This window comes from Pseudomonas sp. BNK-44-b (genome assembly GCF_047456245.1).
Classification (GTDB): domain Bacteria; phylum Pseudomonadota; class Gammaproteobacteria; order Pseudomonadales; family Pseudomonadaceae; genus Aquipseudomonas; species Aquipseudomonas machongensis.
Genome location: NZ_CP179908.1, coordinates 4,228,569 through 4,242,638 on the forward strand (window position 1 = coordinate 4,228,569; position 14,070 = coordinate 4,242,638).

The following is a 14,070-nucleotide window of genomic DNA, read 5'->3' on the forward strand; positions in this document are numbered from 1 at the left end:
CTCAAACCCACAGCTTCTTGATGTCACGCCCGCCACAGGTCAGGTTGACCATTGCGCGGGTCACCATGACGGCGGTGAACATCGAGGTGAAAATCCCGAGGGACATGGTGACCGCGAAGCCCTTGACCGGGCCGGTACCCATGGCGAACAGGATGCCGCCGACCAGCAGGCTGGTCAGGTTGGCGTCGATGATCGCGGTGTAGGCACGGTTGAAGCCTTCGTGGATGGCGCGCTGCACCGACATGCCGTTTTTCAGCTCCTCGCGAATCCGCGAGAAGATCAGCACGTTGGCGTCGACCGCCATACCCATGGTCAACACGATACCGGCGATACCCGGCAGCGTCAGGGTCGCGCCCAACAGCGACATCAGCGCCAGCAGCAGCACCATGTTGCCCGCCAGGGCGATGGTGGCGATCACGCCGAAGCCACGGTAGATAGCGATGATGAACAGCGAGACGAACAACATGCCCCACAGCGATGCATCGACACCCTTGGTGATGTTGTCGGCACCCAGGCTTGGGCCGATGGTACGTTCTTCGGCGAAGTACATCGGTGCGGCCAGACCACCGGCACGCAGCAGCAGGGCCAATTCGGACGATTCACCCTGGCCGTTCAGGCCGGTAATACGGAACTGGCTGCCCAGCGGCGACTGGATGGTCGCCAGGCTGATGATCTTCTTCTCTTCCTGGAAGCTCTGTACCGCCACTTCCTTCTCGACGCCGTCGACGGTCTGCTTGACGTAGCGGGTCACCGGCTTCTGCTCGATGAAGATCACCGCCATGCTGCGACCGACGTTGCTGCGCGTGGCGCGGCTCATCAACTCGCCACCGTGGCCATCCAGGCGGATGTTCACCTGCGGACGACCGTGCTCGTCGAAGCTCGCCTGGGCATCGGTAACCTGGTCACCGGTGATGATCAAGCCACGCTCGACCGCAGCCGAACGGTTGCCGTCACGGAACTCGAAGACCTCGGTGGTCGCTTTCGAAGCACCTGGCTCAGCGCCGAAGCGGAACTCCAGGTTGGCCGTCTTGCCGAGGATACGCTTGGCTTCGGCAGTGTCCTGCACGCCCGGCAGCTCGACCACGATACGGTTGGCGCCCTGGCGCTGAACCAGCGGCTCGGCCACGCCCAGCTCGTTCACACGGTTGCGGACGGTGGTCAGGTTCTGCTTGATGGAGTATTCGCGGATTTCGGCGACCTTGGCCTGAGTCAGCGCCAGACGCAGCACGGAGAGCTCGTTGCGCTCGGTGGTGGTAATGTCAAAATCATTGAAATTCTTGCGGACCAGGGCACGTGCCTGTTCGCGAGTAGCATCGTCGACGAAGCCCAGCATGATGCTGCCGTCCTGCTGGGGCAGGCTACGGTAGCGCACGCGCTCTTTGCGCAGCAGGGTCTTCACTTCGCCATCGTAGACCTTCAGGCGGGCGCTCATGGCCTTGTCCATGTCCACTTCCAGCAGGAAATGCACACCTCCGGACAGGTCCAGGCCCAGCTTCATCGGGCTGGCACCCAGGTTGCGCAGCCACTGCGGGGTGGTCTGGGCCAGGTTCAGTGCGACGACGTAGTCGTCACCCAAGGTCTTGCGCACCACATCCTTGGCCGGCAGTTGGTCTTCCTGGTTGGTCAGGCGCACCAGCGCACTGCCCTTCTCGCCCAGGCTGCCACCCTTGACGGTGATACCGGCATCGGCCAGCGCTTTGGTGGCGCGGTCGAGGTCGGCCTGGCTCACGTGCAGCGCGGAACTTGCACCGCTGATCTGCACCGCCGGGTCATCCGGGTAGAGGTTGGGAGCGGAATAAATAAAGCCGACCGCCAGTACCACCAGGATCAGCAGGTATTTCCACAGAGGGTATTTGTTCAGCATCACGCCGCCCGTTCAAGACGCGGGGCGCTTTGCGCGCCCCGACTGGAAAAAATGAAACCGGTAACTCAGATAGCCTTGAGCGTACCTTTTGGCAGGGTCGCGGCGATGGCGCCCTTCTGGAACTTCAGCTCGACGTTGTCGGACACTTCCAGCACCACGAAGTCGTCGGAAACTTTGACGATCTTGCCGGCGATACCGCCGTTGGTGACCACTTCGTCACCCTTCTGCAGGGCGCCGAGCAGGTTCTTCTGCTCTTTGGCACGCTTGGCCTGTGGGCGCCAGATCATCAGGTAGAAGATGACCAGGAAACCGACCAGGAAGATCCACTCGAAGCCAGTACCGGCTGGGCCGGCGGCAGGGGCTGCAGCGTCCGCGTAAGCGGCGGGAATCAGAAAGCTCATGTAGCACTCCAGTTGCTGAATTTAGTTATGTGTGCGAACAGTCAGTCCAAAGGCGGAACGGGAAGTCCGCGCTTGGCATAGAAGGCGTCGACAAAGGCGGCCAATTTACCCTGTTGAATAGCCTCGCGTAAACCGGCCATCAAGCGCTGGTAATGGCGCAAGTTGTGGATGGTATTCAGCATGCTGCTCAACATTTCGCCGCACTTGTCCAGGTGATGCAAATAAGCGCGGGAGAAGTTGGTGCAGGTATAGCAGTCACAGGTCGGATCCAGCGGCGAATCATCGTGGCGATGGAACGCGTTGCGGATCTTGATCACCCCTGTATCGACGAACAGATGGCCGTTGCGCGCGTTGCGCGTGGGCATCACGCAGTCGAACATATCGACGCCGCGGCGCACACCCTCAACCAGATCTTCCGGTTTGCCTACCCCCATAAGGTAACGAGGTTTGTCAGCAGGCATTTGTGCCGGCAGGTAATCCAGTACCTTGATCATCTCGTGCTTGGGTTCGCCCACCGACAGGCCGCCGATAGCCAGGCCGTCGAAGTCGATGTTGACCAATGCTTCCAGCGAGCGCATGCGCAGGTCCTGGTACATGCCACCCTGAACGATGCCGAACAGCGCCGCGGTATTGTCGCCGTGGGCGTTCTTCGAGCGCTGGGCCCAACGCAGCGAAAGCTCCATGGAGGTGCGCGCCACATCGTGCTCGGCCGGGTACGGCGTGCACTCGTCGAAGATCATCACGATGTCCGAGCCCAGGTCGCGCTGCACCTGCATCGACTCTTCCGGGCCCATGAACACCTTGGAGCCGTCGACCGGCGAGGCGAAGGTCACGCCCTCTTCCTTGATCTTGCGCATCGCGCCCAGGCTGAACACCTGGAAACCACCGGAGTCGGTGAGGATCGGGCCTTTCCACTGCATGAAGTCGTGCAGGCCGTTGTGCTTCTTGATCACCTCGGTGCCCGGGCGCAGCCACAGGTGGAAGGTGTTGCCCAGGATGATCTCGGCGCCGATGGCCTCGATGTCCCGCGGCAGCATGCCCTTGACCGTGCCATAGGTGCCCACCGGCATGAACGCCGGGGTTTCCACGGTGCCACGGGGGAAGGTCAGCCGACCGCGACGGGCCTTGCCGTCGGTGGCCAGCAGTTCGAAGGACATTCGACAGGTGCGACTCATGCTTGATCCTCGGGGCCGCGCGGCGCCGGATTGCGGGTGATGAACATGGCATCACCGTAACTGAAGAAGCGGTACCCCTGCTCGACCGCCGCGGCGTACGCGGCCATGGTCTCGGGATACCCCGCAAAGGCCGAGACCAGCATCAGCAGCGTGGACTCGGGCAAATGGAAGTTGGTCACCAGCGCATCGACCACATGGAACGGCCGACCGGGGTAGATGAAGATGTCGGTGTCGCCACTGAACGCCTTGAGCACACCATCGCGCGCCGCACTCTCCAGCGAGCGCACGCTGGTGGTACCGACCGCGATCACCCGCCCACCACGGGCGCGGCAGGCCTCGATGGCATCGACAACGTCCTGGCTCACTTCGAGCCACTCTTTATGCATGTGGTGGTCTTCGATCTTGTCGACCCGAACCGGCTGGAAGGTGCCGGCACCCACGTGCAGGGTGACGAAGGCACGCTCGACGCCCTTGGCGGCGATCTGCTCCAGCAGCGCCTCGTCGAAATGCAGGCCCGCCGTAGGTGCAGCAACCGCACCGGCACGCTCGGCGTACACGGTCTGGTAGCGCTCACGGTCGGCGCCTTCATCCGGGCGGTCGATATACGGCGGCAGCGGCATGTGACCGACGCGATCGAGCAGTGGCAGCACCTCTTCGGTGAAGCGCAGCTCGAACAGCGTCTCATGGCGCGCGACCATCTCGGCCTCGCCACCGCCATCGATCAGCACCGTGGCGCCGACCTTCAGTGCCTTGCTGGCACGCACATGGGCCAGTACCCGATGGCTGTCGAGCACCCGCTCGATCAGCACTTCCAGCTTGCCGCCGGAGGCTTTCTGACCGAACAGCCGCGCCGGAATCACCCGAGTGTTGTTGAACACCATCAGGTCGCCCGGACGCAGGTACTCGAGCAAATCGGTGAAGCGCCGGTGCGCCAGCTCCCCGCTCGGCCCGTCAAGGACCAGCAGACGGCTGCCATGGCGCTCGGCCAGGGGATGGCGGGCGATGAGGGAATCGGGGAGTTCGAAGGAAAAATCGGCGACGCGCATGATCGTGTTCGGCTTGGCAGGGCCGGGAAGTTTAGCCCAATGCATGAAAATTGACCATGAAAGCCGATTGACCGACTGCAGGAGCCTCTCTATACTGCGGCGCCACAAGCCCTGATGGCGGAATTGGTAGACGCGGCGGATTCAAAATCCGTTTTCGAAAGGAGTGGGAGTTCGAGTCTCCCTCGGGGCACCAAGATCCAGAAAAAACCGACCTTATGGTCGGTTTTTTTGTGGGCGGGATTCAGACCGACGTTTTCGGGGCGAACCGCCGCCCACCTCAACGCCGACTCAACGCCAAACGCGCCGCAAACAATACAAACACCATTCCAGTCACCCGGTCCATCCACTGGATCACTTTCCCTTTGCGCAGCACACCCGCCATGGATTGTGTCGCACCGATCAACCCCACCGCCCAGATCAGCCCCAGCAGCACATGAATGCCCACAAGCCCGAAGGTCCATGCAATCAATGGCTGGCCTTGCGGAATGAATTGCGGCAGGAACGATACGTAGAAAATCCCGACCTTGGGATTGAGCAGATTGCCCATCATGCCCTTGAGGAACCAATTCGCTGCCGGTCGCCCCTCGGCCTCGGCAGGCGCCAGCGACTGGCGTGGGCGCAGGAGCATGTTCACGCCCAACCATGCCAGATAGGCAGCGCCGCAGTACTTGAGGATGTCATAAGCCAGCTCGGAGACGGCGATCAATGCGCCAAGGCCGAAGGCGACCGCTGCGCCCCAGAGCAGGCAGCCGGCGTTGATGCCCAGGGCCGCGCGCAGTCCCTGCTTGCGCCCCTCCACAGCAGAGGTTCTGAGGATCAAGGCGGTGTCTAGGCCGGGGGTTACCGTTAGCAGGGTAGCCGCGAGTGTGAAGGCAATCAGATTGTCGGCGATGGACATGGGGGCTCTACCTGGGCGGGAAGTTGCCCTAGATTAGCTTGGGCGAAGCTTTTTTCGTTGTGGATAAGTGGCTCGATTTTCAGTTTTTCCCCATTCCCTGTAGTCCGTTTCCCAAACATACTCTCGGCCGCCTAAAGCCGTTGCGGTGCCATGGGGCGCGTTCTAGTCTCGCCCGGTCGTTGCTCATCAACGACCGGCTTTGACAGGCCGCATGCTCAAGACCAAACGGCTGACCTCAATGGCAGCTGTACGTGGGGCACATTCGTGTGCGCCGGGTTCTTGAGCCTCCGGTCTGTCAACCCACGTACGGTTGCCTCCATTCGTTTGACAGCGATGGTCCGCAACTCCTGAAAACGGCTCAAGGAGTTACCATGTTAAAGATCGTCCCCGATCCCCCCTTCGCCCCCGAAAATCCCCACGCCCTCGAAGACCTCGTCCTCCAACTCATCGAACACCTCACCTGCGCCCTCGCCATCACCCACCACAGCACAGCCCTCACCCTCGGCTCCCCCGCCCAGCCCCTGACCATCGCCACCGCCCACGAAGTCGATGCCGCCCTGACGCTGGCGGAAACCGCACTGAGCAGGATCCAGGTCCGTCACTGAAGGAGCATCGGAGATGAGCGATACCACTGCAGGCGTCACCGGGTTCGGATACGGCGATGGCGACAAGCCGCTGTTCCGGGTCGAGCCCGGACATGATTCGAAACTGGCAATGGAACAAGCCTCGGCGATGATGGCCTGCGCCAAGCGCATGACCTTGCTCGCCTCCACCGACGGCGAGGCTGACCTGGGCTGGGCCGCGCACTTGCTGTGCGACATGGTCAAGGCGGTGATGGACGACGTGGAGATAGGACGCGGGCGGGAAAGCCGCTAGGCCAGAGCCGCATTGGCGATAGGCTGGGGCTGCACGTGGCCCCGGCCTATTGAATCGAATCGGCTACACAGGCTGTGATTCAGTCGCTTGGGCGAACCGCTGGCTTCGCACCAGCAGTACCAAACTCCACACTTTGACGGCTTCCGCACCAACTGCCAGCAGAAAAAGCAGCCAGGGTGCTGGCGTAACAAGGACGTTGGGCCATAGGAAGGCGATAGGTATCGAGGGAAGCAGGATCATTCGAAATGGCGCCTGGGCCAGGCCGACATAGGCCGCAGCACGCACGCCTTTGATAAACAACAAACCGCTGGCGACTACCGAGAGATGCACCGCTACGCCTGTAAGGCCGATAAATAATGCCAGCTCGCCATGCTCGCGTGACAAGGCAACAATGCTTTGCAGATCATCCCAAAATGGAATCCGACCACGGCGAATACTGCCGAATGCGTAGAGCACGATGATGAGCGTATCCATCGCGCCCCAGCATAATTGGGTGCATCGCTGATGCCGATCATTCATCAGGGCCAAAAGCTTCTCCTTTTTCCCACACAATCCACCACCAAGACTCAGCCCAGAATCCTCCGTGCGCTGGTCGCATCGCGCGCCAGCTCCAACACCTTGCCTTGCAGAAAGTCCGCGTAGTACTCCTTCAACTCGTCGGCCCAACCACCAACCAGGTCAAGGATACCTTCCGCCTCATCCTGCGCGAGCCCGAAGTGCTGCCGTTGGCTAAGCAGATTCGCGCGCGACACCCGCGCCCCATCCAGTCCGACGCTCATGGACAGATATTTCGCAGGCCCCTCATCCAGGATTGGCAGCACGTCGTACATGGGCGAAAGTCGCCATCCATCGTTGATGAAAATGACGGCGTGGTTGCGGGGATGGTCGTCCGCGTTGCCGACCAGGGCGTTATAGGCCATGCGCATGTACAGCTCACGCAGATCCTGATCCGGCACGCCACGACGATGCATTTCGTTGGCCAGGCGAGCGTACGAACGGGCCTGGAGATCCAGCAGCGTCCAATCCGTCTTCAGCAAGGTCAGGCCACTGAGCATCGGGACTCGCCGGAAGACGCCGTCCACGTACCGACGATCAAAGCGCTCTACCAGCAAGGTCGGCCCCTTTCCATCCAGGTACAGCGAGGTGTTGGCGACGCGCATGCCTTTCATGGCGGCGAAGGTCATGCAGGCATGCTCTACCGGGGCCAGCTCATATTGGTCAAAGCGATCATGCGGCTTGGCCAGAATGAGTTTTCCGTCACCCTGGAACGTGCGCTTCGGACGGGCTCCTCCAGCCGATGAGCGCTGGTCTCGCACGCCCAGGGTTCTGGCGGTCTCTTCATCGATGTCCTGGTCGTAGACGACATCGCAGGCTTCGATGAACTTGTCCAACCCCGACAGCCGTGGCAGTGGCTTTTGGCCGACACCGATAGGTGGGGTTTTGTCGCGCCCGGTCATCAGGTTTCCCGCGCGATCGCTGTTGGGCGAATCGATCAGCAGGTCATAACGTGTGATCGGGTCACGCTTGAGGCGCTGGAGCAGCCTCTCGCCCCAGCCATCTGGCAGGGCGTCGTCGATAAAGCCCGGAACCCCGTGATTACTGGCGACGCTGAAGACTTGATCCGACAAGGGGTAGTGGAAAGGGTCGGGCACCCATACCTTCGAGTCCAGCACGGCGGGCGAATAGACGAACTCGCCAGGGCGGTTGCCATTCAAGGTCAGGCGCCCAAGCGTCAGAACCTCACCGGTCTGGGGGTGCTCCATGTAGATGTAGGCACTGGGCATCAGAAGTCCTCCGGCTTGGCGCGGCGTCTACGCGCTCGGCGGCCACTGGTCTCGTCCTTCAACTCAACGAAGGAGACTGAAGCATCCTCCAGAGGACGGAAAACCTTGTCTGTAAGACCAAGGTTCCACAACACGAGCATCAACGATCTGACACTGACGGATGGATCACCACGTTCGATGCGACGCAGCATCTTCTCGGTAACGCCGAGTCTACTGACGACATCCAGTTGCCGGACACCCTGCTCCAGGCGTGCCGTTTTGACCAGAAGCCCTATACGCTGGAGGCTTGCTTCACAATCTACCGGAAAAAATCTTTCCATAAGCGGCTAAATATGTCCGACTAATTTAAATAAACGGACGTTTAAATCCGTTTATCCATAGGGTTGGGTACGCCTAAGCATAGCTGAGGAGCTTGCTTATCGAAAACAATCGGATGATTGCTTCCGTTTATTTCTGAGCTGCGCGGGTCAAAAGAGGTCGACCTGCTGAGCAAACTCAAAACCAACACATAGCAGCTATGCAATTGCGGGTGTCACACCAGCGCCCCATACCGGCCTGCCACCACAATCCGATTCCGCCCCGCACTCTTGGCCTGATACAGCGCCATATCCGCCTCATGCAACCAGGCCTCGGCACTCTGCAGATGCACGCCAAAAGGCGCGATGCCGATGCTCAGGCTCAAACCCTGCTCCGGCAATTCAGGATGGCGATAACACTCCACCGCCTCGCGCAGTCGCTCAAGCACTTCCTCGGCCTGGGCCACGCTGACGCCGGGCAGCATCACGCAGAACTCGTCACCGCCATAGCGCGCCACCGGGTCGCTCTTGCGCAGGTGAGTCGGCAGGAAGGCACTGAGGGTGCGCAGGATGTCGTCGCCCATCAGGTGGCCGTGACGGTCGTTGATCTGCTTGAAATGGTCGATGTCGATCAGCGCCAGCACATTGGTCTGTTTGTCGCGGCGGCAACGCTGGAATTCGCGCAGCAGCAGGTCTTTCCAGGCGCCGTGGTTGATCAGCCCGGTGAGGCTGTCGGTCTGGCTCAGGCGCGAGAGAGTGCGTTTATGCTGGGCGAGCTGGACGGTGACCTGATAGCAGATCAGCCCGATGGCCATGGGGTAGATCAGCAGGATCGGCAGGCACGCAAGCATCTGTGCCTGGCTGGTAGGCGGGAATAGCGGTGGCGCGTACAACCAGAGCCCCAGGCCAATGCCCAGCGCCTGAGCGAGGAAGGTCTTGCCGAGCATGTGCCAGCCGCCTGCGGCGATCTTGTCCATGGCGATCATCGACAGGATGATCACGCTCGGCAGCGGGTTGAGCCCCATGACACCAGCCCAGCAGCCTCCGGCGAAGCCATCGAACACCAGGTTGCGCTGCTCGGCGCGAAAGGGCTGCTTCGACAACCGGGCCAGCTGATAAGCGACGTGCGGCCAGACGAAGCCGTGCAGCGCGAGCAAGGCCCAGGTCCACCAGGCCGGCTGCAGCGGCCAGATGCCGATCAGCACACAGAAGAACCCAAGCCCGGTGCCGATGGCGCGGGGTGGGTACATGCGTTTGGCGAAGGAAAGACCCTTACCCGTTCGCTCGATCATCGAGGGCTCACCGAAAAAATGGACTGTCCTTGAATGCACCGGACAGGCAGCCAGGCGGGAAAATGCCCTGGGGGTCGGCGTTCGAGCATTGTGCCACTATCGAAAACAGGACTTCAAACGTGCTGGACGAAATACACTAACCGTCGGGTTAATTCCGTCGCGACCTCGCGAGAAACACGTCCAGTAACATCCAGTCCACCGAACCTTGCCCCGCCCCCGACGTCGGATCCTTCATCCGCTCCACGAAGAGATCCCTGCGTGAAAAACTACCTCGTGCGCAAGTACCGCCTGGTCCTCAAGACCTTCAACTACATCGGCTGGTCGCTGCTGTGGCTGCTGGTGTGGGACATCCTGGTCACCATCGATTTCATGCTGTTCTTCAACAGCAAGTTCAGCCTGCCGCTGATCCCGCTGACGCTGCTGGGTTCGGCGCTGGTGGTGCTGGTGAGCTTTCGCAACAGCAGTGCCTACAACCGCTGGTGGGAAGCGCGCACGCTGTGGGGGGCGATGGTCAACAGTTCACGCAGCTTCGCGCGGCAGGTGCTGACGCTGGTGGACGATCCGGATGACGGGCTCAATCCGGTCAAGGCGACCTTGCTGCGTCGGCATGTGGCCTATGTGAACTGCCTGGCGGCGCACCTGAAGAACGAGCCGTGCCCGCCGGAACTGATGGCGTTCATCCCCCATCACGAGTTCGAGCGGCGCAATGGCTCGAACAACTTCGCCAACGACATTCTGGCCGGCTCCGCCGCCTTGCTGGCAGGCGAATACAAGGCTGGGCGGCTGGACAGCATTCGTCTGGCGCGGCTGGAGTCGACGCTGGTAGACCTGTCCAACGCCCAGGGCGGGATGGAGCGGATCGCCAATACACCGCTGCCCTACCCCTACGTGTATTTTCCGCGGTTGTTCATCACGCTGTTCTGCGTGATCGTGCCGATCGGGCTGGTCGAGTCGCTGGAGTGGTTCACGCCGCTGGCTTCGACAGTGGTGGGCTTCATGCTGCTGGCGATCGAGCGGATCGGCACCGACCTGCAGAGCCCGTTCCGACGCAGCGAGCACCAGATTCCGATGGACACGATCTGCGAGACCATCGAACGGAATCTGGAATCGATGCAGCGCGAGGCGCAGTGTGGGGAGTGGGTGGATTGAAGCCGCCCCGTTCACCTACGCCCGCACATAGCGCTGGCGCAACACATCACTGAAGGCATCCACCAGCAACACCAGCACCAGCATGCCGATGATCACCGTACTGGCCTGGGCTTCCTGGAACAGGCTGAGGGTGGTGTAGAGCATCTGCCCCAGCCCGCCCGCGCCGACGAAGCCCAGCACACTGGCCATGCGGATGTTGTTCTCCCAGCGATACAGGCTGTAGGCCAGCAACTGCGGCCACAGATTGGGCAAGGTGCCAAAGCAGAACGCCGCGACCTGGCTCCCGCCCTGTAAACGAATCGCCGCCGCCGGCTCTGCGGGTGCATTCTCCAGCGCCTCGGCAAACAGGCGCCCCAGCACGCCTGCGGTGTGCAGCGCCAGGGCCAGGGTGCCGGCATTGGGCCCGAGCCCGGCTGCCAGCACGGTCAAGGCCGCCCACACCAGCTCAGGAATAGCCCGCAGGGCATTGAGCAGCAAGCGCGCCGCACCCTGTAGCGGCCAGCCGAAGCGCCCGGCCGCAGGCAATGCCAACAGCAGGCCGAGCAGCATCGCCAGCAAGGTGCCCAGCCCGGACATGGCGAGGGTCTCCAGCGCACCACGCGCCACCGCACGCAGGTGCTCGGAAGAAAGGTCGGGGCTCAGGAAACGCGAGGCGTACTCGCCCATCTGCGCCAGGCCACCATTGCCGATGACCGACGCAAGATCGAGTTCCAGGTAGGCGAACGACGACACCACCGCCGCAACGATGGCGACGATCACCAGCAGGTTGATCGCCCGGTTCATGTCAGCCTCCCGCGCAACACGCGGCTCAACACATCGGCCAGGGTCACCAGTACGAGAAACGCCAGCAGCATGCTCGCCACCTCGGCGCCAGCGAACATGCGCATCGACAGGTCGATCTGCTGCCCCAGCCCACCGGCACCGACAAAGCCCATCACCACCGAAGCTCGCACCGCGCATTCCCAGCGGTAGACCGTGTAAGACACAACCTCCGCCGCCGCCACCGGCAGGATGCCATAGCAGAACGCACTCAGCCGCCCGCTGCCGGCCTGCATCAAGGCATGGGCCGGGCGCTGGTCCACCGACTCAAAAATTTCGGCATAGACCTTGCCAAGCATGCCGCTGTAGGTGATGGCGATGGCCAGTACCCCCGCCGTCGGCCCCAGCCCCACGGCGCGCACGAACAACAGTGCCCAGACGATTTCCGGCACGCTGCGTAGGAACACCAGCAGGCCGCGTACCGGCATGCGCACCAGCCGCGACCAAGGCCCCGGGCGACCGGCGCGGGATGCCGCCCTTAACGACAATGCCCGGCTGCCCAGCAGGCTGGCAGGGATGGCCAGCAGCAATGCCAGGGTCATGCCGGCAGTGGCCACGGCAAGCGTCTGCAGGGTGGCTTCGAACAGCAACGCCAGAAACTCCCGATCATGGGCAGGCGGCCAGAAGGCGCCTACGAAGCTCGCCATCTGTCGACGGTTCTCGGCTTGCAACAGCACCCCGGGGTCGAGTTCGCTCAACTGCAACCCCGGCCACAACAGAGCCAGGCACAACAGGGTCAGCAACAGGCGTGGCAGCGCCGCTGGGTCGCGGGCATCGGTCTTCAGCATCGCGGAATCTGCACCGTCAGCGTCGGCCCCACGGTCTTCGGCGACGCCAGTTGCTCATTGGCGTAGAGGGCGTCGAGCAAGGCATCGGTCACCGCCGCTGCCGAGCAATCGAACACCACACGCCCTTCGCGGATACCAATCACCCGGGGAAAATGCGCGAGCGCCAGCTCCACCGCATGCAGGCTGGCGACCAGTGTCACGCCATGGGTTTGCGCGTGGCGATTGAGCAGGGCCAGGCTGTGATCAGCCAGCACCGGGTCCATCGCCGAGACCGGTTCGTCGGCCAGCAATACTTCAGGTTGCTGGTACAGCGCACGGGCGATACCCACCCTTTGCAACTGGCCACCGGACAGCTGCCCGCACTGCACGAACAGCTTGTCGGCCAGCCCCAGCTCCGCCAGCACCTGTCGCGCGCCCGGCACATCGCTGGGGTGCAGCAGATTGAGCAGGCCGCGCAAGGTGCCCCACTGGCCAAGACGCCCGGCCAATACGGCGGTGACCACCCGCTGGCGCGGCGGCAACGGCGGTGCCTGGTGCACCAGCGCGACCCGCGCCCGCAAGCGTTGCCGCTCGCCCGCCGACAGCACCCAGGGCTGTTCACCCAGCAATTCCAGATGCCCGGCGCCGGGCTGCACGGCCGTGGCCATCAGGTGCAGCAGGCTGGACTTGCCCGCCCCCGACGGCCCGATCACCGCCACCCGCTCGCCCTTGTCGATGCGCAGGCTCACGTCTTCGAGGGCGCGTACCTGGCCGTGCCGAAGCCCTGCCGCGTGCAGTTGAATACTCACTTGAGCAAGCCGGCCTCACGGGCAGCCTGTTCGGTGCCGGCGTAGTTTTCGGGTTTGGTCTCGATGAAGCGGCTGGCCGCTTGCAGGTCGAGGATCGCCTTGTGCTCAGGCTTGGCCGGGTCGAGGGCGAGGAAGGCCTGCTTGATCTTGTCTTTCAGGGCCGGGTCCATGTTGCCGCGCACGGTCCAGTTGTAGTCGTAGTAGGTCGGCGTGGTGGCGAACACTTTCACCTTGCTGGTATCGACCTTGCCCGCATCGACCAGCTTCTGCCAGACACTGGCGTTGAGTACGCCGGCATCGACCTTGCCCGCCTGAACCCAGGCCACGGTGGCGTCGTGCGCACCGGAATAGGCAACCCGACTGAAGTAGCCCTCAGGCTTGATGTTGTCTTGCTTGAGCATGAAATAGCGCGGCATCAGGCTGCCGGAGGTCGAGGAAATCGAACCGAAGGCAAAGGTCTTGCCCTTGAGGTCGGCCAGGCTCTTCACATCCGGGTTGGCGGTGATGAACTTGCTGGTGAACTGCGCGTCCTGCTCGCGCTGCACCAGCGGTGTGGCGGTCGGGTCCTTCAGGTGCACCTGGACGAAGGTAAAGCCACCCAGCCAGGCAAGGTCCAGGCGATTGCTGGCCAGCGACTCGACCACCGCCGGGTAGTCGGCGACCGGTACGAACTGCACCTTCATGCCCAGTTGCTGCTCGAGGTATTCACCCAGCGGCTTGAACTTGCGCAGCAGTTCGGTCGGCGCTTCGTCGGGAATAGCGCTGACCCGCAAAGTGTCGGCGGCCTGTGCGATGACGGCGCAGCAGGACAGCACGAGGCCGGCGGCGAGCGCCAAGGGGCGTTTGAGCATGGGAGTTCTCCGGTTCAATAGCGGGGAAAGTGCCGGCGACGCA

15 protein-coding genes and 1 tRNA gene are annotated in these 14,070 nt (G+C 62.4%); 4 read left to right on the top strand and 12 right to left on the bottom strand.

Features of this window, described 5'->3' with window-relative positions; all coding sequences use genetic code 11:
- Position 1: 1 nt before the first annotated feature.
- From secD to queA, 4 genes are all read right to left on the bottom strand, one after another.
- Positions 2-1,864 carry a protein translocase subunit SecD gene (secD, locus tag ACMGGG_RS19425; RefSeq protein ID WP_414154234.1) on the bottom strand — a complete coding sequence of 621 codons (1,863 nt, stop codon included), beginning with the start codon at positions 1,862-1,864 and terminating at the stop codon, positions 2-4.
- A 65-nt stretch (positions 1,865-1,929) separates the two neighbouring features.
- Positions 1,930-2,265: a preprotein translocase subunit YajC gene (yajC, locus tag ACMGGG_RS19430; RefSeq protein WP_054892542.1), complete on the bottom strand. Its 336-nt coding sequence runs from the start codon at positions 2,263-2,265 to the stop codon at positions 1,930-1,932.
- A 41-nt stretch (positions 2,266-2,306) separates the two neighbouring features.
- The gene (tgt, locus tag ACMGGG_RS19435; protein ID WP_162144435.1) at positions 2,307-3,422 is read right to left on the bottom strand and encodes a tRNA guanosine(34) transglycosylase Tgt; all 1,116 of its coding nucleotides are present in this window, start codon (positions 3,420-3,422) and stop codon (positions 2,307-2,309) included.
- 14 nt (positions 3,423-3,436) lie between these two features.
- Positions 3,437-4,486: a tRNA preQ1(34) S-adenosylmethionine ribosyltransferase-isomerase QueA gene (gene queA, locus ACMGGG_RS19440; RefSeq protein ID WP_063546071.1), complete on the bottom strand. Its 1,050-nt coding sequence runs from the start codon at positions 4,484-4,486 to the stop codon at positions 3,437-3,439.
- 108 nt (positions 4,487-4,594) lie between these two features.
- On the opposite strand from queA, the gene ACMGGG_RS19445 reads away from it, so the two are divergent.
- Positions 4,595-4,679 (top strand) — tRNA-Leu (locus tag ACMGGG_RS19445).
- An 84-nt stretch (positions 4,680-4,763) separates the two neighbouring features.
- Here the strand turns inward: ACMGGG_RS19445 and ACMGGG_RS19450 are convergent.
- A complete protein-coding gene (locus ACMGGG_RS19450) occupies positions 4,764-5,384 on the bottom strand; it encodes a LysE family translocator (protein ID WP_414154235.1) in 621 nt (206 codons plus the stop codon).
- A 371-nt stretch (positions 5,385-5,755) separates the two neighbouring features.
- On the opposite strand from ACMGGG_RS19450, the gene ACMGGG_RS19455 reads away from it, so the two are divergent.
- Both ACMGGG_RS19455 and ACMGGG_RS19460 read left to right on the top strand, forming a co-directional pair.
- Complete coding sequence (locus tag ACMGGG_RS19455) at positions 5,756-5,989, top strand: hypothetical protein (RefSeq protein WP_372822085.1); 234 nt, start codon at positions 5,756-5,758, stop codon at positions 5,987-5,989.
- 13 nt (positions 5,990-6,002) lie between these two features.
- Complete coding sequence (locus tag ACMGGG_RS19460; protein ID WP_054892538.1) at positions 6,003-6,260, top strand: DUF3077 domain-containing protein; 258 nt, start codon at positions 6,003-6,005, stop codon at positions 6,258-6,260.
- A 63-nt stretch (positions 6,261-6,323) separates the two neighbouring features.
- Here ACMGGG_RS19460 and ACMGGG_RS19465 read toward each other — a convergent pair whose 3' ends face one another.
- The 3 genes from ACMGGG_RS19465 to ACMGGG_RS19475 form a co-directional block, all read right to left on the bottom strand.
- On the bottom strand, positions 6,324-6,788 hold the full coding sequence (locus ACMGGG_RS19465; protein WP_414154236.1) for a hypothetical protein: 465 nt from the start codon (positions 6,786-6,788) through the stop codon (positions 6,324-6,326).
- Between the two features lie 38 nt (positions 6,789-6,826).
- Positions 6,827-8,044 (bottom strand): type II toxin-antitoxin system HipA family toxin, encoded by a 1,218-nt coding sequence (locus tag ACMGGG_RS19470; RefSeq protein ID WP_414154237.1) that lies wholly within the window; start codon positions 8,042-8,044, stop codon positions 6,827-6,829.
- 532 nt (positions 8,045-8,576) lie between these two features.
- A complete protein-coding gene (locus ACMGGG_RS19475; RefSeq protein WP_414154238.1) occupies positions 8,577-9,632 on the bottom strand; it encodes a diguanylate cyclase in 1,056 nt (351 codons plus the stop codon).
- Between the two features lie 258 nt (positions 9,633-9,890).
- Between ACMGGG_RS19475 and ACMGGG_RS19480 the strand changes: the two genes are divergently transcribed.
- Positions 9,891-10,781, top strand: a complete 891-nt coding sequence (locus ACMGGG_RS19480) for a bestrophin family protein (RefSeq protein WP_054892532.1) — start codon at positions 9,891-9,893, stop codon at positions 10,779-10,781.
- A gap of 15 nt (positions 10,782-10,796) precedes the next feature.
- Here the strand turns inward: ACMGGG_RS19480 and phnE are convergent, their stop codons facing one another.
- The 4 genes from phnE to ACMGGG_RS19500 are packed head-to-tail and all read right to left on the bottom strand — an operon-like array spanning position 10,797 to position 14,027.
- A complete protein-coding gene (gene phnE / locus ACMGGG_RS19485) occupies positions 10,797-11,564 on the bottom strand; it encodes a phosphonate ABC transporter, permease protein PhnE (protein WP_112899138.1) in 768 nt (255 codons plus the stop codon).
- Positions 11,561-12,388 carry a PhnE/PtxC family ABC transporter permease gene (locus ACMGGG_RS19490; RefSeq protein ID WP_063546079.1) on the bottom strand — a complete coding sequence of 276 codons (828 nt, stop codon included), beginning with the start codon at positions 12,386-12,388 and terminating at the stop codon, positions 11,561-11,563. The genes phnE and ACMGGG_RS19490 overlap by 4 nt, the downstream gene beginning before the upstream one ends.
- Positions 12,382-13,176 (bottom strand): phosphonate ABC transporter ATP-binding protein, encoded by a 795-nt coding sequence (locus ACMGGG_RS19495; RefSeq protein ID WP_112899139.1) that lies wholly within the window; start codon positions 13,174-13,176, stop codon positions 12,382-12,384. Before ACMGGG_RS19495 ends, ACMGGG_RS19490 begins: the two co-directional genes overlap by 7 nt.
- Complete coding sequence (locus ACMGGG_RS19500; protein WP_112899140.1) at positions 13,173-14,027, bottom strand: putative selenate ABC transporter substrate-binding protein; 855 nt, start codon at positions 14,025-14,027, stop codon at positions 13,173-13,175. The genes ACMGGG_RS19495 and ACMGGG_RS19500 overlap by 4 nt, the downstream gene beginning before the upstream one ends.
- Positions 14,028-14,070 lie beyond the last annotated feature (43 nt).